This window comes from Kribbella kalugense (assembly GCF_004365875.1).
Classification (GTDB): Bacteria; Actinomycetota; Actinomycetes; order Propionibacteriales; family Kribbellaceae; genus Kribbella; species Kribbella kalugense.
Genome location: NZ_SODF01000002.1, coordinates 1,817,823 through 1,840,493 on the forward strand (window position 1 = coordinate 1,817,823; position 22,671 = coordinate 1,840,493).

Sequence of the window (22,671 nt, forward strand, 5' to 3'; positions counted from 1 at the left end):
GTAGATCCGCGCCACCTCGCAGGACACTCAGATGGCGATGGTTGGGCGGGGGTGCGGGCGGGTGGTTGGGGGGTGGTAGGCGGTCCAGGCTTTGGTTAGGCGGTGGACGGCTTCGGTTAGCGCTGGTTGGGGGGCTCGGAAGTGCAGGCGGATGTGGGTATCGCTGGCGCCGGTGATGTCGAGGCCGGCGCCGGGGAGGATGGCGAGGCCGTGGCGGAGGGCGGTTTGGGCGAAGGACGTGCCGTCGCCGTACGGCAGGCTGGCCCAGAGGCATTGGCCGCCGGTGACGGTGGGGATGTCCCAGGTCGGTAGCGCCTGGGTGAGCAGGGCGTGGAGGTGGTCGTGGCGGGCCTTCAGGGTTTGGTGGAGGTCAGGTCCGTCCAGAAGCGGCAGCAGGTGTACGGCGGCTAGCTGGGTGGGGACGTTGCCGCCCAGGTCGTGTACGGCGCGCAGGCGAGCCAGCCGGTTGATCAGCGGCGTAGACGCGCGGATCCACCCGATCCGCAGGCCGCCCCAGATGCTCTTGCTCAGCGAGCCGATCGAGATCACCGACTCGCTGTACGCCGCCAACGGCGTAGGCATCGGCACACCTGGAAACCCAAGGTCCGCAGGCACCTCGTCCTCGATCACCGGCACGCCCGCACCGGCCAGCCGCTGCCGAGCCAGCGCAGACAGCACTGAGCCCGTCGGGTTCTGGTACGTCGGGATGACATAAGCCACCGCCGGACGCCGCTCCCGGACTGCTCCCTCCAAGCCCTCCAGCCCGACCGGAAGCCCACGCAGCACCGCGCCCTGCTCCCGGAACACCTCCAGCGCTCCCGGGTACGTCGGCGCTTCGACGAGCACCTGGTCACCAGGGGACACCAGGGCATGAGCCAGCAGGGACAGGGCCTGTTGGCCACCGTTCGTGACCAGGATCTGCTCGGAAGACGTCCGTACCCCACGAGACGTGTAGCGGGCAGCCAGCGCCGTCCGCAGGGCCGGGTGTCCGTACGGGTAGTAGCCGATGTCGTCGCTGATCCGGCTGAGCTCAGGTGCGATCTGCGCGAACGCCTCGGCCAACTGCGGCGGCGGATCGCCAGGCGCAGCACAGATGGCGAGTAGTACGTCGTCGTCGCGCGCCTCCAGCGAGTCCAGGAAGATCGGATCGACCGGAGCATCCGCGGCATCGGACGGTACGCCGGCCACCCGCGTCCCACTGCCCTGTCGACGGTCGATCCGCCCCTCGGCGCGCAACAGGTCATAGGCGCCGACCACCGTCGTACGCCCGACCGCCAGAGCACCGGCCAGCGCGCGGTCCGGTGGCAGCAGCACTCCGGACGGCAGTTCGCCGTCGTCGATCAGTTGCCGGAGCCGGGCCGCGAGCAGCACGTACAGGGGGCCGCGGCCGGACGACCAGCGGCCCAACCGGTCAACCACCTCGATTGGTCTCATTCGCGAACCAATTCTGCCGGATTGGCTCTGGGGTGACCAGGGGAAGCCCAGAACCATGGCTGTATGCCCATCTTTCCGCGCAACCAGATCATGTCCCTGACCGCCGAACAGCCCCGGCACGAGCTGGGCGAGAGCTACGGGCCGGACCTTCGGCTCGCCGACTTGCTGACGCCGGAGCTGGCGGACCTCGAGCTCGGCTACGGCACCGCGGCCGGCGACCTTCGGCTGCGGACCGCGATCGCGGACCGGCACGGCGTACCGCCGGAGCAGGTCGTCGTCACGATCGGCGGGATGCACGGGATCTTCCTGCTCTCCTACCTGCTCGCGGACCGCGGCGGCCAGGTCGTCACGACCGCGCCGCTCTTCCCGATGACTCGCAACACCTACGAGTCGCTCGGCGCCGATGTCCGCGTGGTCCCGGTGACGTTCGACGACGGCTATCAGCTGACCGCCGACGCCGTACGGGCGCAGTTGACGACGGACACGAAGCTGGTCAGCTTGACGACTCCGCAGAACCCCTCCGGGGTCGCCGTACCGCTGGAAACCCTGCAGGAGATCGTGATCGCGATGACCGAGGTCTGCCCGGACGCGTACCTGATGCTCGACGAGACCTATCGAGTCGCGGCGTACGGCGACGATCCGGTCGTGGATACCGCCGTTCATCTCGGTCCGAAGGTCGTGTCCGTTGCGTCGCTGTCGAAGTGCCATGGTGCGGCCGGGTTGCGGATCGGCTGGATCGTGAGCACGGACGCCGAGTTGCTTGATCAGCTGACGACGGCGAAGTTCAACACGGTCGTCTCCGCATCCCCGGTCACCGAGGCGCTGGCGGTCCGCGTCTTCGAGCGGGAGGACGAGATCCTTGCGGTACGTCGTTCGTGGCTCGCGGAGAACCTGGCGATCACCGAGGATTGGGTCCGCGCCAACAGCGACGTCGTCGAATGGGTGCGCCCGGACGCAGGAGCGTTGTGCACGATCCGGTTGAAGGACCACGTTGAGCTGGACCGGTTCCGCGCGGCGAGCGCTGACCTGGGTGTTCGGGTCGCTGATGGTGACTGGTTCGGCGACGAGCCGCGGGTCTTCCGGCTCGGCTTCGGCTTCCTGCCGGCAGGCGAGCTGAAGGCCGCCCTGGATGCGCTGCGGCAGGCTGTCCACGCCGCCCACTAGGCTTGCGGGTGTGCCGGAGCCCTATGACCCGTTGACCGATCCTGCACCGGCGCACGATGTGCGCGCGGTGTTGCGGATCCGGGCGTTCCGGCGGTTGTGGATCGCGTTCGGGCTGTCCAGTCTCGGTGACTGGATCGGGCTGCTGGCCCTGACCGCGATGGCGAAGGCGTTCGCCGGCGACGACTACCAGGCGGCGAACTTCGCGATCGGCGGCGTGCTGTTCCTGCGCGTGCTGCCCGCGCTGGTGATGGGTCCGGTGGCGGGCTGGATCGCGGACCGGCTGGACCGGCGCTGGACGATGATCCTCGGCGACCTGATCCGGGCTGCGTTCTTCGTCAGCATCCCGATCGTCGGCACGCTGACCTGGGTGCTGGTGGCGACCGTGCTGATCGAGATCGTCAGCCTGATCTGGGGCCCGGCCAAGGACGCCAGCGTGCCGAACCTGATTCCCCGGCACCGGCTCGAGGCGGCCAACCAGATCAGCCTGATCACGACGTACGGCACCGCCCTTCCGGCCGCGGCGATCTTCACCGCGATCACCCTGGTCTCCCGCTGGGCCGGCGATTTCGCTATCGACCTGGCCGTCTACGTGAACGCGGCAACCTTCGTCGTCTCGGCCCTCGCGATCGTCTCGGTCTCGGAAATCGGCCGCGCGATCCACGATCACGAGGACCACCCGACGCTGTGGCGGACGATGGTCGAGGGCTGGTCCTACGTCACCGGTACGCCGGTGGTGCGCGGTCTCGTGGTTGGGATCTCCGGCGCGTTCGCGGCCGGCGCGGTCGTGATCGGTCTGGGCCGCACATACGTCGAGGGTCTCGGCGCCGGCGACCCCGGGTACGGGGTGCTGTTCGGTGCCGTGTTCGGTGGTCTGGCGCTCGGTATGGGGTTCGCGCCGCGGATCTTCTCCGGGCTGTCCCGGCGGCGGTTATTCGCAGCCGGGCTGGTCGGGTCCGGTATCTGCCTGGCTGGGCTGGCGCTGATCCAGCAGATCGAGATCGCCACGATGATCGCGATCCTGCTCGGGTTCTGCGCCGGCGGCTCCTGGGTCTCCGGGTATACGTTGCTCGGTCTCGAAGTACCGGATGCGGTTCGCGGGCGGACGTTCGCGTTCGTGCAGTCCGCAGTACGCACGGTGTTGGCGGTCACGTTGGCAATCGCGCCGTTCGCGGCTGGCGCGATCGGCCGGCATACATGGACGATCAGCGGTCACTCGGCGACGTACAACGGTGCCTCGATGACGATGCTTGCCGCTGCGGTGCTGGCCGGGGTGATCGGTCTGCTCGCCTGGCGGCAGATGGACGACCGGCCAGGGGTTCCGTTCTGGCGCGACGTACGGCGCAGTTTCGGGAAGACGCGTGGTGACTATCCGTCGGTCGGCCTGTTCATCGCGCTCGAAGGTGGCGAAGGCGCTGGGAAGTCGACGCAGTCCGCGCTGCTGGTGAAGTGGCTGGAAGAGCAAGGCCAGCAGGTCTTGCTGACCCGCGAGCCCGGCGCGACCGAGCTCGGCAAAACGCTGCGGCAGATCGTCCTCGACCCCGCGACCGGCGACATCTCACACCGCGCCGAGGCGCTGCTGTACGCCGCCGACAAGGCCGAGCATGTGGACTCGGTGATCAAGCCGGCGCTCAAGGCAGGCGCGGTCGTGATCACCGACCGGTACGTCGACTCCGCGCTGGCCTACCAGGGATCCGGGCGTGATCTGGACCTGTCCGACGTCGAGCGGGTGAACCGCTGGGCCACCGACGACCTCCGGCCGAATCTGACGATCCTCCTCGACCTGCCGCCGAAGCGCGGTCTCGGCCGGTTCACCGAGCGGGACCGGATCGAGGCCCAGTCCGACGAGTTCCACGAGCGAGTCCGGAACGCGTTCCTCGAGCTGGCCGCCGCCGAACCGCAGTACTACCTGGTCCTCGACGCGACCCAGGACCGCGAGGAGATCGCCAAGCAGATCCGCGGCCGACTTCAGCCGATCCTCCCGAGGGTGAGCCTATGAGTGTCTGGGACGACCTGGTCGGCCAGGAGCCGGCGGTCGCCGTACTGCAGAAGGCGGTCAACGGTGCCGCGGCCGCGGTGCGGGGCGAGTCAGGTCGAGCGGTCGCCGGTATGACCCATGCCTGGCTGATCACCGGGCCGCCTGGATCCGGCCGGTCGAACGCGGGCCGTGCGTTCGCGGCTGCGCTGCAGTGCGCGGACCAGGGCTGCGGCGTGTGCAACGACTGCCGCACGGTGCTCAGCGGTGCGCACCCGGACGTGTCGCTGATCCGGACCGAGCTGCTGTCGATCCGGGTCAGTGAGGTCCGTGAACTGGTACGCCGGGCCGCGATGAGCCCGACGCAGGGCCGCTGGCAGGTGATGGTGATCGAGGACGCGGACCGGCTGACCGAGCAGGCCGCCGACGCGTTGCTGAAGAGCATCGAGGAGCCGTCGCCACGGACTGTCTGGGTGCTGTGTGCGCCGACGGTCGAGGACGTCGTACCGACGATCCGCTCGCGGTGCCGTCTGCTGGTACTGCGGACTCCGCCGGTGGCTGCGGTCGCGGAGATGCTGACCAAGAAGCTCGAGGTCAGTCAGGATCTGGCCTGGTTCGCGGCGCGGGCCGCTCAGGGGCACATCGGCCGGGCGCGGGCGCTGGCCCGGGACGAATCCGTCCGCGAGCGGCGGAACAAGGTGCTCGAGGTCCCGTTCGCGTTGCGCGACCTCGGAGCCTGCCTGAAGTCGGCGCAGCAGTTGCTCGACGCGGCCAAGGAAGAGGCCAAGGCCAGCGCCGAGAAGGTCGACGAGAAGGAACGGACCGCGCTCGAGCAGGCACTCGGTGTCGGGACGAAGGGCGCCAAACCGCGCGAGGCGAACGCCGCGCTGAAGGAGCTCGAGGACCAGCAGAAGGCGCGGGCCAAGCGCTGGGAACGGGATGTTCTCGACCGCTCGCTGGTGGATCTGATGGCGCTGTACCGGGACGTGCTGGTCGTTCAGACCAGGTCCGGCAGCGAGCTGATCAACGCCGAGCTGGCGCGCAACATCGAGCAACTCGGGTCCCGGACGACCGCTGAGCAGACGGTGCGCCGGATCGACGCGATCGCGACCTGCCGGGAGGCGATCGAGGCGAACGTGGCCCCGCTGGTCGCGCTCGAGGCGATGACGGTGTCCCTGTTCGAGGGCCGGAACGACGGGTTCACCATCCCGCGGCGCGTGCTCCGCTGAGACCAAACCTTGAGGCGTGAGTCACTGCACGGGCTCGCGGGTGTCCGGTCACGTCCGATAACTGGTCAGGCGGTGTAACACCGAGACCTGCGGGTCCGATGTCCGGGTGTCCGGGTGATTGCTCGGCATGACCTTGCCGAAGGACCTAGATGGACCAAGTGCCCTCCCCGATCCAGCCTGCGCGGCCGCCGTTGCCGTCGGCTGAGTCCTGGCTGGAGGGCGTCCCGACCCCGAAGCAGCGGCGCCAGAACGGGTACGCCGTCGCGGCCCTGGCGACCAGTCTGCCGGGCCTGGTGCCGATCGCGGTCGTGCTGGCTTTGATCGCGTTGCGCCGGATCAAGCAGACCGGCGGGCACGGGAAGCGGCTCGCGTACGGCGCGCTGCTGGTCTCACTGTGCTGGGTGATCGCGACCACGGTCGCGGTCACGCTCAACCTGATCCACGATCGCCAGGAAGGGATCGGCCGCACGGTGTCGATCTCGCAGGTGAGCGTCGGCCGGTGCTTCGACGCGGACCTGGACGTCGCGTCGCTGCGGCAGGTGACGATCGCGGACTGCGCCGCACCGCACTCCGGCGAGGCGTACGCGAAGGTGCCTGCGGCCCTGGCCGGATTGTCGACCGCGCAGACCGGGACGGTCGCCACGCAGCAGTGCGCGGGCGCTTTCGTCGAGTTCGTCGGGAAGCCGTACGAGCGATCCGAGCTGGACATGTACTACGTCGTGCTGGAAAATCGTGCCGTTGCTGATGGCAACGTCCTGTGCTTGGTCGGGATGCCGGGGACCCGGTTGACCGGTACGATGCGCGGATCACAACGGTAGTGCCCGCGGGGGAGCAGTGAGGGTAGCGTGAGCCAGCCACCGTACGAACCAGAGTCAGAACGGCCGCAGGACAGGCCGCACGATCCGACGCGCGCGTTCCCGACGTACGCCAGGCCGGACCAGCACCCGCAGCAGGCCGGTTCGCAACCGGCTGGGCCGCAGCAGCCGGGCTCGCAGCAGCCCGGGTCGCAGCCGGCGGGTGGGTCGCCGTGGGCGGCTCCTGGGCAACCGCAGCCGGCGCAGGGTCAACCGTCGTACGGGCAACCGCAGTACGGGCAGCCTCAGCAACCGGCGTACGGGCAACCGGGGCAACCGGCGTACGGACAACCCGGGCAACCCGGGCAACCGCAGTACGGGCAGCCTGGGCAGCCGCCGCAGTACCCGGCGGGTCATAGCGCGGGGTATGGGCCGGGGCAGTATCCGTCGGCCTACGGGCAGGCGCCGGCGCCGTACGCCTATGGGTACGGCTACCAGGGTGATTCGGGGACCAACGGGCTGGCGACCGCTGCGCTGGCGACCGGGATCGGCGGCTTCTTCATCGGCCTGTCCGCGCCGGTCGCGATCGGGCTCGGGATCGCGGCGCTGGTCCAGATCAAGCGGCGCCAGCAGGGCGGCAAGGGGATGGCGATCGCCGGGCTGGTGATCGGTTCGCTGGTGACGATCGGGTACGTGCTGCTGTTCGCGTTCCTGTTCGTGATCGGCTCGAGGGCCGACGACGACTACAGCGCACCCGAGCAGCCGGCGTCGTCGAACTCGGGGCCGACCCAGTACATCGACGAACTGAAGGTCGGCGACTGCTTCAACGACAGCAGCGGCGGCGCCGAGGACGAGGTGATCCTGCTGGCCTGCACCGCGGAGCACGATGGCGAACTCGTCGCGGTCGTCACGCCCCCGGCCGGCGCCTATCCCGGCGACAGCGGCGTCGACAAGGCAGCCGACCGCGCCTGCACGCCCGCCTTCGGCACGTACGTCGGCAAGTCCCGCGACGACTCCGAGCTCTACCTGGACTGGTGGACCCCCGACAAAACCACCTGGAACCACGGCGACCGCCGAGTCTTCTGCGCCGCCCGAGGCCCCGACGACCAAAAACTAACCACCACCGTAAAAAACAGCCACCGCTAGTACTGCGGACTCCCTGTCAGCCGATTCCGGTGGGCAAGTCGCCCCAACGCCTCCGCGAGCACGCGGGAACGTTGGACTGCAAGTACTCTGGCGCCGTGGGTATGGTGATGGCGGTGTCGTTCGAGCGGTACGGGCGGCTTTATTACCTTGATCCGGGTGAGTTTCGGCCCCGGGTCGGGGAAAAGGTGCTGGTGCCCACCGACGACGGTCCTGAGGTGGCGGAGTGTGTGTGGGCGCCGCAGTACGTGACCGAGGAGGTCGGCGGGCTGCCTTTGTGTGAGGGCATCGCGACCACCGCGGATCTGGACCGGGATGAGCAGAACCGGACGCGGCGGGCCGATGCGCGGGTGATCGCGAAACGGACGATCCGCCAGCACGGGCTGCCGATGAAGGTGGTCGGGATCGACTTCGTCGACCGTCGGGAAGACGTCGACCAGCTGGTCATCGTGTACTTCTCCGCCCCGCACCGGGTCGACTTCCGCGAGCTCGTACGTGACCTCGCCCGCGCGCTGCGGGCGCGGATCGAGCTGCGTCAGGTCGGCGCCCGGGACGAGGCCCGGTTGCAGGGCGGGATCGGGCCGTGCGGCCGGGACCTGTGCTGCGCGACGTTCCTGAAGGACTTCGAGCCGGTCAGCGTGCGGATGGCGAAGGACCAGGACCTCCCACTGAACCCGCTGAAGATCTCCGGCGCCTGCGGCCGGCTGATGTGCTGCCTGAAGTACGAGCACCCGCTCTACCAGGAGTACAACGCGAAGGCGCCGGCGCTCGGGACCGCGGTGGAGACCCCCGCGGGTGATGGAGTGGTGGTCGGGCACAACGTGCCGAGCGACACCGTTGTCGTCCGGCTGGCCGCCTCCGGCCGGCGCTGCGCCTGCAGCCGTGCGGACGTGTGCTCGCCGCGGCAGCAGTACGAGGCATCCAGTACGACGACCCCGGACGCCCCACCGGTCGAGGCCGCCGTACCGGAAGACGCCGTACCAGAGACGGTCGCACCTGAGAACGCCGGTCCAGAGACCGTCGTACTCGCGGACGCAGTACCCGAGGCCGCCGTACCCGACGAAGCCGTATCCGAGGAAACGCCGGGCGACGAGAGCCGCGAGGAGCGGCGGGCCCGGAAACCACGCCGGCGCCGCCGCCTGCACCACGACGACGAGGGAGAACCCGGGCAGTGAATTTCCGCAGGCCGATCGTGCTGGTGGCAGCTCTTGCGGTCCTGGTGAGTGGGTGTGGGGTAGCGAGTCGCGCTCAGAACGTGGACGAGGGTACGGCGCCAGGCATCGGCAGCAACCCGCCCAGCGGACCCTCAGGCCCGATCCCGGCCGGGCTGGAGAAGTTCTACCAGCAGAAGCCGGACTGGGAACGCTGCGGCTCGAACCAGCAGTGCGCGACGATCCTGGTCCCGTTGGACTACACCGACCCGACTGGCCAGACCATCGAGCTGCGTGCCCGGAAGGTGCTCGCCCGGGACCGCGGTGGACGGATCGGCACGCTGTTCATCAACCCCGGTGGACCGGGCGCCTCGGGCCAGGACTTCGCCGGGCAGGCGCCGATGCTGTTCGGTGCGTCGCTGTTGCGGAAGTTCGACATCATCGGCTGGGACCCGCGCGGTGTCGGTGAGTCCACGCCGGTCAAGTGCCTGGACACCGCCCAGCTGGACACGATGATCGCCGCCGACGGCAGCCCGGACAACGCCGCCGAGGTGACCGACCTCGACAAGGAAGCCAAGGTCCTGGCCGCCGGCTGCGAGCAGCGATCCGGCCGCCTGCTGCCGCACGTCTCGACCAAGGACGCGGCCCGCGACCTCGACGTACTGCGGGGCATCGTCGGGGACCAGCAGCTCTACTACATGGGCATGTCGTACGGCACCTACCTCGGCGCGACGTACGCCGAACTCTTCCCGAAGAACGTCGGCCGGATGGTCCTGGACGGCGCGGTCGATCCGTCGATCACCAGCCAGCAGATGGGGATCGCACAGGCGAAGGGCTTCGACACCGCGCTCGATGCGTTCGCCGAGGACTGCGCCCAGCGTTCTTCCTGCAAGCTCGGCAGCAGCAAGGCCGAGGTGCTGGCCAAGGTGGACCAGCTGATCAATGACAGCGACGCGCACCCGCTGCCCGGCGACGGGAAGCGCGAGGTCACTCAAGCTCTTGTCGTCCTCGGCGTGATCTACCCGCTGTACCTGAAGGACTTCTGGCCGCGGCTCGAGGATGCCGTCGCCGACGGGCTGGCCGGCAACGGCGCCCGCCTGCTCGCGCTCGCCGATGAGTACACCGACCGCCAGCAGACCGGGTACGCCGACAACTCGAACGAGGCCAACATCGCGGTCAACTGTCTGGACCACCCGGACTCCACCTCGATCGCGCAGATCGAGTCGAAGCTGCCGGCGTTCAAGGCGGCGTCACCGCGGTTCGGCGAGTTCCTCGCCTGGTCGTCGGTGTCGTGCATCAACTGGCCGGTGAAGCCGGTCAACCAGCCGCACAAGATCAAGGCGGCCGGCGCGAAACCGATCATGGTCCTCGGCACCACCCGCGACCCGGCCACGCCGTACGAATGGGCGGTCGGTCTGGCTCACCAGCTGGAAAGCGGTGTCCTGGTCACCCGGGACGGCGACGGGCACACGGCGTACCTGTCCGGCAACGCCTGCGTGAAGAACGTCGTGGAGTCCTACTTGGTCCAGGGCAACACCCCTGCAGCCGACATCAAGTGCTAGTTCGGCCGGTCGTCGCCGGGGGCGACCGGGAGTTTGAGAGTGTCCGTGGCGTGCTGGAGGAGCGCGCGTAGGCCGGCCTCGTCCTGCGGGCGGCCGCCGACGGTGATCTCGACCGCAGAGGTCTTGCCGCCGTCAGTCGAGACCCAGCGCGACAGGCCCATCCGCGGACCGCGGGCCCGGTCGGTGTACGTGTAGACCAGCGTGCCGTCGTTCCGGCTGATCACCTTCAGGTTGCGCTCGTCGATGCTGTGCTCGCGGACCGCGACCAGCTGGTCAGGAGTCTGCTTGCTGCCCCGAGTGTCGAACCTGATCTGCCAGACGCCGGTCGAGTCGAGGAACTTCGGCCGGGTGCCGTCCTGGGCGCTCTTCCAGCCGACCGGGACCTCGGCGGACACCGGGTCGTCGTCGGTGCCGAAGTTCTGCACCACGTACTGCAGCGAGTCGGGCTGGAGGCAGGCGGTACAGGCCGGCGTACTGGGTGGGGCCGAGCTCACGATCCCCACCGACGTGTTGTTGTCGGCGGCGAACGGATTGCCGCCGTTGACGGCCAGCACGGTGCCGAACACGGCCACGCCGACGGTCATTCCCGCCAGCGTCATCAGCAGTGCCTGGTGCCTGGGCGTGAGCATCCCGACCTCGCTTCCCTCTCTCCCGCCCGATTATCGCCGACGAGAGGGGCTTCATCGCAAACCGCCGCGTACGCTGGCACGTCGTGGAGATGTCCGACCCTGCTTTCCAGCAGGCCTTACAACGCTACGACGACGGTACGGCGGAACGCGCAGACCTGAAACTGCTCACCAAGGAGTTGCTCAAGCTCCTGGTCGCGAAGGCTCCGGGTCACGCCGTCGAGGTCCGCGTCCCGCCGTACGGCGCGGTGCAGTGCATCGAGGGTCCACGACACACCCGTGGTACGCCGGGCGCCGTGATCGAGCTCCCGCCGGACCTGTGGATCGACGTCGCGCGCGGCCGCACCACCTGGGCCGACGCCCGGATGACCGGCAAACTCCGCGCCAGCGGCGAGCGCACCGACCTCACCGCCCTGCTGCCCCTGATCTGAACACAAGGATCCGGACATAAGTGAGCCGCGGTCCCCCGTCGGGCCGCGGCTCACCTAGTACTTGTCGGTCAGCTGGACCAGACCGTGGTGCGGCCGTAGACGACCGCCAGCTTGCCGGTGTTCTGCATCTGCAGCACCGAGCCCTTACGGACGGTCTTGGTGGACCACAGTGCCTTCTTGGCGGCGCTGTAGACGACCACGTTGCCGTCCTGCTGCATGACGAGGTACGCGCCCTTGCTGACCGTCTTGGTGCTCCAGATCGGCGTCTTGCCGTTCTTGACGACCACCGCGTTGCCGTCGGTCTGCATCTGCAGCCGGTAGATCCGGTTCGGCGAGACCAGCAGGTCGTACGGGTTCAGGATCCGGCCGGAGCCGAGCGTGCCGATCACCATGTGCCGGTACCAGACCGCCTTGTTGCGGACGTTGTAGATGACCAGGTTGGAGTCACTCTGCACCGCGAGGTACGCACCGGTGCTGCCGCCGGTGTTGCTGGCCCAGACCGGCGTACGGCCGGAGACGACGACCAGGTTGCCGTCGCGCTGCATGATCAGCGTGGAGGCCTTGCGGTTGGTCATGCTGGCCCACAGGGCGGTCCGGCCCTTGTAGAGGACGGCGTTGCCGTCGGTCTGCATGATGAGCGTGTAAATCCCGTTGGGCGAACGGCGGTACTGGCCCGGCTTCAGGTACTGGCCCGGCTTGAGCACCGACGACACAGCCGTGGTGCTCGTGGACGCCGTGCTAGCGGCCTGGGCGGCCGAGGGAACAAGCAGGGTGGCACCGGCGGCCGCGCCCGCGGCCAGCGTGGCGAGCAGCCGGGTGCCGGCCGACTTGATCGAGATCATGCGGTTCATCTCCGTCTTCCCGGGGACCGGCCGGGTCTTCCCGGCCGGTGAGATTGACGCCCTGGGCAACCAATCGGCTCCACCGTAGGGTCCGCCTGGGTCGCCGCCGGAACCTTTCGATGTGCGTGAAAAGGTCGCGCCGAAATCAGGTTCGTCCCGGCTGGTCGGACCTGACACTATGGGCCGGTGGCAGTGAGTCTCCGCGCGCAGCTGGCCCGGTTGCGCGTCGATCTGACCCCGTGGCGTGGTTCCCGCGATTTCCGCATCCTGCTGGTGTCGGGATCGGTCTTCTTCCTCGGCGGCATGGTCGGGTACGTCGCTCTGCCGTATCAGCTCTACCAACTCACCGGATCGAACTTCGCCGTCGGCGCGATGGGTCTGGTGACGATCGCACCACTCGTCGTGTTCGGCCTGTACGGCGGTGCGCTGGCAGATCATGTGGAACGCCGGACGCTGCTCGTCAGCACCGGCCTTGCCCAGGTCGTCATCTCAGCGCTGATGGTCACCAACACGCTCCTGCCGCACCCGCAGATCTGGCTGATCTACCTCTGCGGCGCGCTCAACGCCGTCGCCTCCTCGCTGCAGAGGCCTTCGCGGGAGGCACTTCTGCCACGAGTGGTCCGTCACCAGGAGATCCCGGCGGCGGTCGCCTTGAGCTCCCTGACAGGGCAGATCGGTCAGCTCGCCGGTCCGGCGCTGGGTGGTGTCCTGGTCGGGACAGTGGGCGTGACCTGGGCGTTTTCGGTCGAGCTGACCGGGATCGTGTTCGCGACGCTGCTCTACACCCGACTGGGCTCGTACCGGACAGGCGACCACTCCACCGCTCCCAGTCTGCGGGCGATCGGCGGTGGCATCGTCTACGCGTTCCGCCGGAAGGACCTGTTGGCGACGTACCTGGTGGACATGGTCGGGATGTTCCTGGCGATGCCGATCGTGCTGTTCCCGGCGTTCGCGACCGAGATCCTGAAGGAACCGAAGCTGCTCGGGCTGCTCTACAGCGCCGAGGCGATCGGGGCGATGTGCGCCAGCCTGACCAGTGGCTGGGCGAAGCACGTCCACCACCAGGGCCGGGCGGTCGTGATCGCCACGATGTGCTGGGGCGCCGCTGTCGGGATCGCCGGGCTGGCGCCGAATATCTGGTTCGCGATCGCGTTCTTCGCCGTGGCGGGCGCGGCCGACATGGTGTCGGTGCTGTTCCGGTCGGTGATCTGGAACCAGACGATCCCCGACGAGATGCGCGGCCGGCTCGCGGGCATTGAGATGCTCGGCTACTCACTCGGACCGCTCGGCGGTCAGGCCCGCTCCGGTCTCGTCGCCGACCTCACCACGGTCCGGACGGCGATCGTCAGCGGCGGTGTACTGTGCGTCGCCGGCGTGGTCGCGACCTCGGTCTGGCTGCGCGAGTTCTGGCGGTACGACGCCCGCACCGACGAACACGCCGTCCGCGAAAGAGACCTCCGCGCTGCGGGCTAGGCTGCCAGTCATCATGCGTATCCTGATCGCTGCCGGGCTGGCCGCCGTGCTCCTCGCGGGCTGTAGTGGTCCCGGGCAGGAGGATGCGCCGAGCGCGCCGCCGCTGGTGTCCGTCCCGACGCCTTCGGACACGCCCTCGGAGACCCCGTCGGCAACCCCGTCCGAGACGCCGAGCGGACCGGCCAAGGTCGCGGAGACGTTGTGCGTACGGATGGACGCCACTCTGGTGCAGTCGACGCTCGCAGTGCCGGCCGCGAACATCCAGCCCAAGACGCCACCGGCCGATTTCGGCATTCCGACGTACGACGTCTGTCAGCTGACTCTCGGCAAGTCTCCGAACGGGCCGGTGCTGAACATCGAGACTTCGGTGCTTCCGGCAACGAAGGCGACGTTGGCGGCGACCCAGAAGGCGTACGCCGCGACGAAGGGCGAGAAGGCGTTGCCCGCGGTGGTGGGCGAAGGCGGATACGGGACGAGCACGTTCGTGGTGTTCCTGCTGGACCGCAAGCTGTACAAGATCGCCGGGCCCAAGGCCACGCTGGCGAAGTACGTCGTACTCGCTCAGGAAGTCGTCCGGCAGGCGCCCGGTCTGCCGGCCACGAACGGGTGGATCACGCGTCCGGACTGTGACCGCGGTTCGTCCGCGGCAGAGAAGGTCATGGGGACGGCCGCGATGGTCAGGCGGGACAGTGAGTCGCCCTTGGGTGATGTGGTCTGCGGCTGGGTCACCACGACCAGCGTGCTGTACACCTCGGTACGCCGTACTCCGCAGGCCGAGGCGCTGATCGCCCCGCTCCGCAAGGCATCGACCTCGCAGTCGATCCCGCTCGGCGACGAAGGGTACGTCGACACCGCCACCGGCCGAGCCACGATCCGCGTCGGCGACGACAAACTGGTCGACCTGGTCCCTCTCCCGGCCCGCGCCGTCAACCCGGACGTGATGACCCAGTTCGCCCTCGCCATGTCCTCCCTCTACACCCGCTGAGCCTGTACCGAAGAACGGGTAGTGGTGGGCTGATTCGGCCTCCAGCCGGAGAGCTCAGGCGTGAGGCGGTGAGGTGGAGGCGACTACTACCCGTTCTTCGGTACGGCAGTCGGCGATGGTGGCGATGGCTTCGGTGATTTCGGTGGGGGTTCGGGCGGCGTAGCCGAGGACCAGGCCGGGGGTGTGGGGGAGTTGGCAGTGCCAGGAGAGGGGGTGGACCTTGACTCCTCTGGCAAGGGCGGCTGCGGCCAGCGCGACGTCGTTGGTGGTGTCGTCGAAGGTGATGGTGAGGTGCAGGCCGGCGGCGGCGCCGTGGATGGTTGCGGTGGGCAAGTGGTTGCGGATGGCGGCGACCATCGCATCGCGGCGGGTACGGTGCCGGCGGCGGACGAAGCGGAGCTGGCGTTCGAGTTCGCCGGACTCCATCAGGTGGGCGAGCGTGAGTTGCGGGAGGGCGGCGTTGCCGAGGTCCGCCAGGCGCTTCCGGCCGATCAGCTCGTCCTTGTACTGCGGGGGTGCGAGCATCCAGCCGATCCGCAGTGCGGGGGCGAGCAGCTTCGAAACGCTGCCGGTGTAGATGACCTGATCGGGGAGCATCGCGCGGAGAGCCGGGACCGGCGGGCGGTCGTAGCGGTGCTCGGCGTCGTAGTCGTCCTCGATGATCAGACCGCCGTCGGCGGCCCACTGGATCAGTTCCCGACGCCGTTCACCATCCAGCACGACGCCGGTCGGGAAGTGGTGGGCCGGCGTCACCATGACCACGTCCGCGCTGGAGTTCCGCAGTACGTCGACCTGGAGGCCGCGGTCGTCGACCGGGATGGGCGGGGTCCGCATGCCCCAGTTCTGCAGGTGCTGGCGGGAGCCGAGTGAGCCGGGGTCCTCGACCGCGATCTCGTGTACGCCGCGCTGCTCGAGTACCTGCGCCACCAGACCGATCGCTTGGGCTACTCCGGCCACGATGATCAGGTCGTCCGGGCCGGCCGCGATCCCGCGGTTCTGCGCCAACCAGACCGCGACCGCCCGCCGCAACGCTGGCGTCCCGGCCGGATCGCCGTACCCGAACTCGGCCGCCTGCAGACCCTGCAGCACTGCCCGCTCGGCCCGGATCCACGCCGCACGCGGAAACGCCGCCAGATCCGGCACCCCGGGCGTCAGGTCGATCCGTGCCGGGACCGCTCTCAGGTTGTCGAAGATCTCGAGGTTCTCGGCGGAACGACAGGAGGTAGTGCCCGGATCGCTTGTTTTGCTCGACGCTTCAGGCGGGCGGGGGCCTATACGTAGATGACTACGTCCTGTCGTACCGACGACGACCGTTCCGGCTCGGCCCCGGCCGATGACGTGGCCGTCTTCGGTGAGGCGTTGGTAGGACTCGGTGACGACGCCTCGGGAGATGCCCAGGTCGGCGGCGAGGGTGCGGGTGGCGGGGAGGCGGGTGCCGACCGGGAGGTGGCCGGTGGAGATGGCGGTGCGGAGGCGGTCGGTGAGCCAGTCGGCGAGTCCGCCGGCGGGCACGTCGGCCGGGTTGAGTTGCAGGAAGTCCGTGCCATTGGACCTGCCACTTCCGGCCTGATTGGACCTGTTCACTGGACCATTGTGGCGCGACCGTGGAGACATGGGAACTGACTACGTCCACGGCTACACCCCGGCGGAGACGCGCCGGCTCTCCGACCAGGCCGGTACCCTGGCCGACCTTCTGCACGGCGGCACGACCTACGCACCCGGCAGCCGAGTCCTCGAGGCGGGCTGTGGAGTGGGCGCCCAGACCGTCCAACTCGTGACCCGGAGCCCAGGCATCGAGCTGGTCTCGGTCGACATCTCCGAAGATTCACTCGCCCAGGCCAAGGCCCGTGTCGCCGCCAACGCCCCCAACGCGACCGTCGATTGGCGGCACGCGGATCTCCACGACCTTGACGAGAAGTTCGACCACGTCTTCGTCTGCTTCGTCCTCGAACACCTCCGCGACCCGCGCAGCGCCCTCACCCGCCTCCGCGGTCTCCTCAACCCCGGCGGCACGATCACGGTGATCGAAGGCGATCACCAGTCCGCCTTCTTCCACCCCCGCAGTACGCAGGCCCAAGCCGTCATTGACTGCCTCGTCGACCTGCAGGCCGAGACCGGCGGCGACTCGCTCATCGGCCGGCGACTCCAGCCGCTCCTCGACGACGCGGGGTACGACGACGTGCACGTCGAGCCGCGCACCGTGTACGCCGACCAGACCCTCCCGCACCTGGTCGACGGCTTCACCCGCAAGACCTTCATCGCGATGGTCGAGTCCGTCCGCGACCGCGCGATCGCCGCCCGGATGCGGACCGAGTCCGAATGGAACGACGGCATCCGCGACCTCGAGAAGACCGCCGCTCCCGGCGGCACCTTCCACTACACCTTCTTCAAAGGAGTTGGCCGGACATGATCGCCTTCCTCATCCTCGTCGCGCTGATCTGCTGGGCCCTCAAACGCAACCAGCGCAAGCAGATCCGGCCGCCGGCCAACGGGATCCCCGATCGCGACCTCGAGCGTCTGGTCGCCGAGCTCCGATCACTTAGCTGACCAGTTCATGAACACCTGGTAAACAAGAGGCATGCCCCCCACTGAGCAGCTCGAGATCGAGACGAAGTACGACGTCGACGAAAGCGTCGTCGTGCCGGCGCTGCACGAGCTGCCCGGGGTCGCGAGCGTCTCCAAACCGGTCGAGCTCGACCTGGAGGCGGTGTACTACGACACTCCCGAGCTGGACCTGGCCGCGAACAAGGTGACGCTCCGCCGCCGGACCGGAGGCGAGGACGACGGCTGGCACGTGAAGTTCCCGGGGTCGTCGGGTGGGCGGCTCGAGGTCAGACATCCGCTCGGCCGATCGGTGCGCACCGTCCCGATCGCGGTCGTCCGTACAGTCCGCGTCCATGTCCGCGACAACACACTCGCCGCGGTCGTGAGCCTGCAGACCCGGCGCGTCGTCCATCGGCTGCTCGACGAAGACGGCGCCGTACTCGCGGAGTTCGCCGACGATCATGTGACCGCGACGGTCGAGGGCGGTGAGCCGGAGAGCTGGCGCGAGTGGGAGGTCGAGCTCGTCGGCGGGGACAAGGAGCTGCTGGAGGACGCCGGCGAACTGCTGCGGTCGGCCGGTGCGCGTCCGGCGTCCGGGCCGAGCAAGCTGGCGCGGGCGCTCGGTGACCGAGTTCCGGCGTACGACGACTTGGCGCTACCGGAGAAGCCGCGGACGTCCGATCTGTTCCGCGCGTATGCCGGCGCTCAGGTGCGGGCGATCCACGAGCGGGATCCCGAGGTACGGCGTGATGTCCCGGACTCGATCCACAAGTTCCGGGTCGCTACTCGGCGGCTGCGGTCGGCGCTGGCGACGTACCGGCCGGTGATCGACCGCGAGGCCGGCGACGAGCTCCGGGCCGAGCTGAAGTGGCTTGCTGGTGAGCTCGGGGTCGCGCGCGACGCCGAGGTGCAGCGGGAGCATTTCGCGGCCGAGATCGCGGAGCAGCCGGTCGAACTGGTGATGGGCCGCGTCGCCGGCCGGATCGACGACGAACTGCGCCGGACCTACAAGGACGGTCGCGCGGGTGCACTGGCCGCCCTCGAGAGCGAGCGCTACTTCCGCCTGCTCGACAGGCTCGACGAGCTGGTCGCCAAGCCGCCGGTGACGGGCGACGACCGCAAGGCGAGCAAGCAGATCGGTGAGCTCCTCGACCACGACCTCAAACGGATGCGCAAAGCGGTACGCCGGTCCGAGGCCGCGGAGACTGTCGCCGAGCAGGATCACGAGCTCCACGAGGTCCGGAAGGCCGCCAAGCGACTGCGGTACGCCGCGGAGTCCGCAGTACCCGTCCTCGGTGACGAAGCCGGCAAGCTGGCCGCCCAGGCCGAACAGGTCCAGGAGATCCTCGGCGAACACCAGGACTCGGTCGTCTCTCGCGAGCTCCTGCACCAGTTGGCCATCGAGGTCTACGGCGACGGCGGCAACCCCTTCACCTTCGGTCGCCTGCACGCCCTCGAAGAGCTCCGCGGAAACGCCTCCCGGGCAGCCTTCTACAAACTCTGGCCGACGCTCGACTTCTGAAACCGAAAACGGGCGGTCAGGTCCTCGCCGACCTGGCCGCCCGTTGCTTTTCTGGTGGGGCTGCCAGGCAGGTCCGCGTGAATTGAGCAGGACCTGCCTGACAGGCTTAGTGCTGGACTGCCTTCTCGGCGCCGGCGCCGGTGAGGGAGCGGACTTCCATCTCGGCGAAGCGGTCGACGTCGACCGGCTCCTTGCTGGTGATGGTGCCGAGCCAGCCGAGCAGGAAGGCCAACGGGATCGAGACGATGCCCGGGTTGTCCAGCGGGAACCAGTGGAAGTCGACGCCGGTGTCGGTGATCATCGACAGGCTCAGGTGAGTCTTGGCGTCCACCTTGCCGGAGACGACCGGGCTGAACGCGATCAGGATGATCGTCGAGGCCAGGCCGCCGTAGATGCTCCAGAGCGCGCCGCGGGTGTTGAAGCGGCGCCAGAACAGCGAGTACAGGATGGTCGGCAGGTTCGCGCTGGCGGCGACCGCGAACGCGAGTGCCACCAGGAACGCGATGTTCTGCCCGTTCGCGAAGATGCCGCCGACGATCGCGACCAGGCCGATCACGACCGCGGTGTACCGCGCCACCTTGACCTCGCCGTCGCCGCTGATCTGGCCCTTCTTGATGATCTGGCCGTAGATGTCGTGCGCGAACGACGTACTCGCGGTGATCGTCAACCCGGCCACCACGGCCAGGATGGTGGCGAAGGCGACCGCCGAGATGACGCCGAGCAGGACCTCGCCGCCGAGTTCGAAGGCCAGCAGTGGCGCGGCCGAGTTGGCCTTGCCCGGTGCGGCCTTGATCCGGTCCGGCCCGACGATCGCGGCAGCGCCGTACCCGAGGACCAGCGTGAACAGGTAGAAGATGCCGATGATCCAGATAGCCCAGCTGACACTGCGCCGGGCTTCCTTGGAGTCCGGCACGGTGTAGAAGCGCATCAGCACGTGCGGCAGGCCCGCGGTGCCGAGCACCAGGGCGAGCGCCAGCGAGATGAAGTCCAGCTTGGTGACGCCGGTCAGGCCGTACTGCAGACCCGGGCTGAGCAGCTTCTCACCGGCGGCGGGGCTCTTGTCGACTGCCGCGCCCAGCAGGCTGGACAGGTTGAAGGTGTACTTCGCCAGCACCCAGATCGTCATGATTCCGGCGCCGATGACCAGCAGCACCGCCTTGACGATCTGGACCCAGGTGGTGCCCTTCATGCCGCCGACGAGCACGTAGGTGATCATCAGGATGCCGACCACGGCGATCACGATGCTCTGACCGGTCCGCCCGGAGACCCCGAGCAGCAGGGCGACCAGACCGCCGGCACCTGCCATCTGTGCCAGCAGGTAGAAGAAGCAGACGACGAGGGTCGAGATCGCGGCCGCCATCCGGACCGGCCGCTGCTTGAGCCGGAACGACAGTACGTCGGCCATCGTGAAGCGGCCGGTGTTCCGGAGCAGCTCGGCGACCAGGAGCAGCGCGACGAGCCACGCGACCAGGAAGCCGATCGAGTACAGGAAGCCGTCGTACCCGTTCAGGGCGATCGCACCGGCGATGCCGAGGAACGACGCGGCGGACAGGTAGTCGCCGGAGATCGCGATGCCGTTCTGCGGGCCGGTGAAAGATCGTCCGCCGGCGTAGAAGTCGGCCGCGGTCTTGTTGTTGCGGGAGGCCCGGAAGACGATCGCCAGCGTGGCCAGCACGAACAGCGCGAAGATCAGGATGTTGACGGTCGGGTTCCCGACAGTTGCCAGCGGCAACATCAGTGGGGCGGTCACTGCTGGGCTCCTTCGATCTGGTGGCGCAGCTTCGCGGCGTCGGGGTCGAGCTTGCGGTCGGCCCAGCGGACGTAGATCAGCGTGATCGCGAACGTCGACACGAACTGCAGCAGCCCGAAGATCAGGGCCACGGTGATGTTGCTGCCGCCGATCTTGTGGGACATGAAGCCGTGTGCGTAGTCGGCGAGCAGGACATAGACGAAGTACCAGACCAGGAACAGTGCGGTCATCGGGAACACGAAGCGCCGGAACCGGCGACGAAGTTCGGTGAAGTCCGGCGACAGCTGGACATCCCGATAAGTCGTCAGGTCCGGATCACGCGTATCACTCATCGCGGGACCTCCAGAACGGGGAGCTTGCCGGGCGGTAGAGGCCGGCGGGGTTGCTCGTACTGTGGCGTGGGTCACGGTGGCCCGACAGCACCGACGCGCATCGAGCGCTCAGCGGAGCACACCAGTCGACCGGTGGATCACTCAGCTGCGACGAGCGGTAGGAAGAGCGCGATGAGCGGTTGCCGGTCCGGGTCCGCGGTCCACGTCGACCGCCTCGGGAGTGTGTAGCCGGACCATGCTGCGTGCGGTCCCGGCCGGGATCTTGTCCGGGGTGAGCTTGGAAACCACGATGACGGTGAGGAAGGCGAGCGGCATCGTCCACGCGGCCGGCTGGCCGACGAGCGCGCGCGGCCAACCGCCATGGGGTCCGCCGGTCACGTTGACGAGTGCGGCCGCACTCGCCGCGATCCCGCCGACGACGAGGCCGGCCGCGGCGCCGGTGGTCGACATCCGCCGCCACCAGATCCCCAACACCAGCAGCGGACAGAACGTCGACGCGGCCAACGCGAACGCGAGCCCGACCGTGTCCGCAAGACTCAACGCACCGGTCACCGTGAACGCCAGGTACGGAACCACCATCGCGAGCAAGGCCGCGATCCGGAAGCTGTTCACCGCGACGTAATCCCCGCCGGTCCACCGATGCAGCCGGCTCCGCAACAGGTCCTGATCGATCACTCCGGCGATTGCAACAGTCAACCCCGACGACGTCGACAGGAACGCCGCGAAGGCTCCGGCCGCAACCAGTGCACCGAGCAGATCCCCTGCTGTACCAGGGAAAACTCGCCCCGGCAGCTCGAGTACGACGGTGTCGCCACCAGCTCCCACCAGGTCAGGCGCGAACGTCCGCCCCAGGACGGCGTACATCGGTGGGAAGAGGTAGAAGAGACCGAGCAGCGCGAGTACGACGACGGTGGTACGACGGGCCGCGCGGCCGTCCGGGTTCGTGTAGAAGCGGACCAGGACGTGTGGCAGCCCCATCGTTCCGAAACAAAGGGCCATGAGCAACGAATAGGTCGCGTACAGCGGATGGGCGCGACCGCCCGCGCGGGACAACGGCTCGGCCCACTCGGCGGCCGCGCCGTGCAAGGAGTCGAGTACGCCGGTCGGCTGGTGCCAGGCGAGCAGGATCACGAAGATTGGTGTGGCCAACGCTGTGAGTTTCAGCCAGTACTGGAAGGCCTGGACGAAGGTGATCGACCGCATCCCGCCCGCGGCGACGTTGATCACCACGATCACCGCGACGATCATCGCTCCCACCTGCGGCGGCGCACCGGTCACGGTTTGGACGGCGAGACCGGCTCCGTGCAACTGCGGCAGCAGATAGAGCGTGCCGATACCGACCACGAGTCCCGCGCAGATCCGGCGTACGGCGGCGGATTCGAAGCGGGTCTCGGCGAAGTCGGGCAACGTGTACGCACCGGATCGGCGCAGCGGGGCTGCGACCAGGACCAGCAGCATCAGGTAGCCGACGGTGTAGCCGACCGAGAACCACAGCATGTCGGCGCCGTTCACCAGCACCAGACCGGCGACGCCTAGGAACGACGCGGCCGACAGGTACTCACCGCTGATCGCCGAGGCGTTCCAGCGCGGGGTGATCGCCCGGCTGGCAACGTAGAAGTCGCTGGTGGTCCGGGAGATCCGCAGTCCGAACAGGCCGATCCCGATCGTTGCCGCGACCACCAATCCGATCGCACTGAGACTGAGCGCCGGCGACATT

General features: G+C 68.6%; 20 protein-coding genes. 13 read left to right on the forward strand and 7 right to left on the reverse strand.

All coding sequences use genetic code 11. The features are described 5' to 3' along the window. Nucleotides 1-27: 27 nt before the first annotated feature. Nucleotides 28-1,434: an aminotransferase-like domain-containing protein gene (locus EV650_RS26585; RefSeq protein WP_134121715.1), complete on the reverse strand. Its 1,407-nt coding sequence runs from the start codon at nt 1,432-1,434 to the stop codon at nt 28-30. 63 nt (nt 1,435-1,497) lie between these two features. On the opposite strand from EV650_RS26585, the gene EV650_RS26590 reads away from it, so the two are divergent. From EV650_RS26590 to EV650_RS26620, 7 genes are all read left to right on the forward strand, one after another. Further along, nucleotides 1,498-2,598, forward strand: coding sequence for a pyridoxal phosphate-dependent aminotransferase (locus tag EV650_RS26590; protein ID WP_134121716.1), 1,101 nt, complete (start codon nt 1,498-1,500; stop codon nt 2,596-2,598). Nucleotides 2,599-2,608: 10 nt separating this feature from the next. Next, nucleotides 2,609-4,594: a dTMP kinase gene (gene tmk / locus EV650_RS26595; RefSeq protein ID WP_134121717.1), complete on the forward strand. Its 1,986-nt coding sequence runs from the start codon at nt 2,609-2,611 to the stop codon at nt 4,592-4,594. Continuing rightward, nucleotides 4,591-5,799, forward strand: coding sequence for a DNA polymerase III subunit delta' (locus EV650_RS26600; RefSeq protein WP_134121718.1), 1,209 nt, complete (start codon nt 4,591-4,593; stop codon nt 5,797-5,799). Before tmk ends, EV650_RS26600 begins: the two co-directional genes overlap by 4 nt. Before the next feature lie 149 nt (nt 5,800-5,948). Beyond that, nucleotides 5,949-6,617 carry a DUF4190 domain-containing protein gene (locus tag EV650_RS26605; RefSeq protein WP_134121719.1) on the forward strand — a complete coding sequence of 223 codons (669 nt, stop codon included), beginning with the start codon at nt 5,949-5,951 and terminating at the stop codon, nt 6,615-6,617. 27 nt (nt 6,618-6,644) lie between these two features. Further along, nucleotides 6,645-7,739, forward strand: a complete 1,095-nt coding sequence (locus tag EV650_RS26610) for a DUF4190 domain-containing protein (RefSeq protein WP_134121720.1) — start codon at nt 6,645-6,647, stop codon at nt 7,737-7,739. 101 nt (nt 7,740-7,840) lie between these two features. Beyond that, complete coding sequence (locus EV650_RS26615) at nt 7,841-8,911, forward strand: PSP1 domain-containing protein (protein ID WP_134122695.1); 1,071 nt, start codon at nt 7,841-7,843, stop codon at nt 8,909-8,911. Further along, nucleotides 8,908-10,449, forward strand: a complete 1,542-nt coding sequence (locus EV650_RS26620) for an alpha/beta hydrolase (RefSeq protein WP_134121721.1) — start codon at nt 8,908-8,910, stop codon at nt 10,447-10,449. The genes EV650_RS26615 and EV650_RS26620 overlap by 4 nt, the downstream gene beginning before the upstream one ends. Here the strand turns inward: EV650_RS26620 and EV650_RS26625 are convergent. Continuing rightward, entirely contained in the window at nt 10,446-11,078 is a 633-nt protein-coding gene (locus tag EV650_RS26625) for a YebF family protein (RefSeq protein WP_134121722.1), read from the reverse strand. The two genes, EV650_RS26620 and EV650_RS26625, sit on opposite strands and share 4 nt — an antisense overlap. An 89-nt stretch (nt 11,079-11,167) precedes the next feature. Here EV650_RS26625 and EV650_RS26630 point away from each other — a divergent pair, with 89 nt between their 5' ends. Next, on the forward strand, nt 11,168-11,506 hold the full coding sequence (locus EV650_RS26630) for a sterol carrier family protein (RefSeq protein WP_134122696.1): 339 nt from the start codon (nt 11,168-11,170) through the stop codon (nt 11,504-11,506). A 68-nt stretch (nt 11,507-11,574) separates the two neighbouring features. Here the strand turns inward: EV650_RS26630 and EV650_RS26635 are convergent, their stop codons facing one another. Then, nucleotides 11,575-12,357, reverse strand: a complete 783-nt coding sequence (locus EV650_RS26635) for a hypothetical protein (RefSeq protein ID WP_134121723.1) — start codon at nt 12,355-12,357, stop codon at nt 11,575-11,577. 177 nt (nt 12,358-12,534) lie between these two features. Here EV650_RS26635 and EV650_RS26640 point away from each other — a divergent pair, with 177 nt between their 5' ends. Both EV650_RS26640 and EV650_RS26645 read left to right on the forward strand, forming a co-directional pair. Then, a complete protein-coding gene (locus EV650_RS26640; RefSeq protein WP_134121724.1) occupies nt 12,535-13,821 on the forward strand; it encodes an MFS transporter in 1,287 nt (428 codons plus the stop codon). Nucleotides 13,822-13,834: 13 nt separating this feature from the next. Beyond that, complete coding sequence (locus EV650_RS26645; protein ID WP_134121725.1) at nt 13,835-14,806, forward strand: hypothetical protein; 972 nt, start codon at nt 13,835-13,837, stop codon at nt 14,804-14,806. Between the two features lie 54 nt (nt 14,807-14,860). Here the strand turns inward: EV650_RS26645 and pdxR are convergent, their stop codons facing one another. Next, entirely contained in the window at nt 14,861-16,390 is a 1,530-nt protein-coding gene (gene pdxR / locus EV650_RS26650; protein WP_202874915.1) for a MocR-like pyridoxine biosynthesis transcription factor PdxR, read from the reverse strand. A gap of 28 nt (nt 16,391-16,418) precedes the next feature. Here pdxR and EV650_RS26655 point away from each other — a divergent pair, with 28 nt between their 5' ends. From EV650_RS26655 to EV650_RS26660, 3 genes are read left to right on the forward strand one after another with little or no spacing between them, the layout of a single operon-like run. Further along, nucleotides 16,419-17,216, forward strand: coding sequence for a methyltransferase (locus EV650_RS26655; RefSeq protein ID WP_134121727.1), 798 nt, complete (start codon nt 16,419-16,421; stop codon nt 17,214-17,216). Then, the gene (locus EV650_RS40465) at nt 17,213-17,353 is read left to right on the forward strand and encodes a hypothetical protein (protein WP_166678277.1); all 141 of its coding nucleotides are present in this window, start codon (nt 17,213-17,215) and stop codon (nt 17,351-17,353) included. Before EV650_RS26655 ends, EV650_RS40465 begins: the two co-directional genes overlap by 4 nt. A gap of 31 nt (nt 17,354-17,384) precedes the next feature. After that, nucleotides 17,385-18,872: a CYTH and CHAD domain-containing protein gene (locus EV650_RS26660; RefSeq protein WP_134121728.1), complete on the forward strand. Its 1,488-nt coding sequence runs from the start codon at nt 17,385-17,387 to the stop codon at nt 18,870-18,872. 106 nt (nt 18,873-18,978) lie between these two features. Here EV650_RS26660 and EV650_RS26665 read toward each other — a convergent pair whose 3' ends face one another. The 3 genes from EV650_RS26665 to EV650_RS26675 form a co-directional block, all read right to left on the reverse strand. Then, on the reverse strand, nt 18,979-20,607 hold the full coding sequence (locus tag EV650_RS26665) for a monocarboxylic acid transporter (RefSeq protein WP_134122697.1): 1,629 nt from the start codon (nt 20,605-20,607) through the stop codon (nt 18,979-18,981). Between the two features lie 11 nt (nt 20,608-20,618). Beyond that, on the reverse strand, nt 20,619-20,954 hold the full coding sequence (locus EV650_RS26670) for a DUF485 domain-containing protein (RefSeq protein WP_134121729.1): 336 nt from the start codon (nt 20,952-20,954) through the stop codon (nt 20,619-20,621). Nucleotides 20,955-21,095: 141 nt separating this feature from the next. Then, nucleotides 21,096-22,670, reverse strand: coding sequence for a sodium/solute symporter (locus EV650_RS26675; RefSeq protein WP_134121730.1), 1,575 nt, complete (start codon nt 22,668-22,670; stop codon nt 21,096-21,098). Nucleotide 22,671: the final 1 nt, after the last annotated feature.

What these genes read in the sequence shown, in the direction of transcription:
- EV650_RS26585 (WP_134121715.1), bottom strand. Translation starts at nt 1,434, where the DNA reads ATGAGACCAATCGAGGTGGTTGACCGGTTGGGCCGCTGGTCGTCCGGC.
- EV650_RS26590 (WP_134121716.1), top strand. Translation starts at nt 1,498, where the DNA reads ATGCCCATCTTTCCGCGCAACCAGATCATGTCCCTGACCGCCGAACAG.
- EV650_RS26600 (WP_134121718.1), top strand. Translation starts at nt 4,591, where the DNA reads ATGAGTGTCTGGGACGACCTGGTCGGCCAGGAGCCGGCGGTCGCCGTA.
- EV650_RS26605 (WP_134121719.1), top strand. Translation starts at nt 5,949, where the DNA reads ATGGACCAAGTGCCCTCCCCGATCCAGCCTGCGCGGCCGCCGTTGCCG.
- EV650_RS26615 (WP_134122695.1), top strand. Translation starts at nt 7,841, where the DNA reads ATGGTGATGGCGGTGTCGTTCGAGCGGTACGGGCGGCTTTATTACCTT.
- EV650_RS26625 (WP_134121722.1), bottom strand. Translation starts at nt 11,078, where the DNA reads ATGCTCACGCCCAGGCACCAGGCACTGCTGATGACGCTGGCGGGAATG.
- EV650_RS26630 (WP_134122696.1), top strand. Translation starts at nt 11,168, where the DNA reads ATGTCCGACCCTGCTTTCCAGCAGGCCTTACAACGCTACGACGACGGT.
- EV650_RS26635 (WP_134121723.1), bottom strand. Translation starts at nt 12,357, where the DNA reads ATGAACCGCATGATCTCGATCAAGTCGGCCGGCACCCGGCTGCTCGCC.
- EV650_RS26645 (WP_134121725.1), top strand. Translation starts at nt 13,835, where the DNA reads ATGCGTATCCTGATCGCTGCCGGGCTGGCCGCCGTGCTCCTCGCGGGC.
- EV650_RS26655 (WP_134121727.1), top strand. Translation starts at nt 16,419, where the DNA reads ATGGGAACTGACTACGTCCACGGCTACACCCCGGCGGAGACGCGCCGG.
- EV650_RS40465 (WP_166678277.1), top strand. Translation starts at nt 17,213, where the DNA reads ATGATCGCCTTCCTCATCCTCGTCGCGCTGATCTGCTGGGCCCTCAAA.
- EV650_RS26660 (WP_134121728.1), top strand. Translation starts at nt 17,385, where the DNA reads ATGCCCCCCACTGAGCAGCTCGAGATCGAGACGAAGTACGACGTCGAC.
- EV650_RS26665 (WP_134122697.1), bottom strand. Translation starts at nt 20,607, where the DNA reads ATGTTGCCGCTGGCAACTGTCGGGAACCCGACCGTCAACATCCTGATC.
- EV650_RS26670 (WP_134121729.1), bottom strand. Translation starts at nt 20,954, where the DNA reads ATGAGTGATACGCGTGATCCGGACCTGACGACTTATCGGGATGTCCAG.
- EV650_RS26675 (WP_134121730.1), bottom strand. Translation starts at nt 22,670, where the DNA reads ATGTCGCCGGCGCTCAGTCTCAGTGCGATCGGATTGGTGGTCGCGGCA.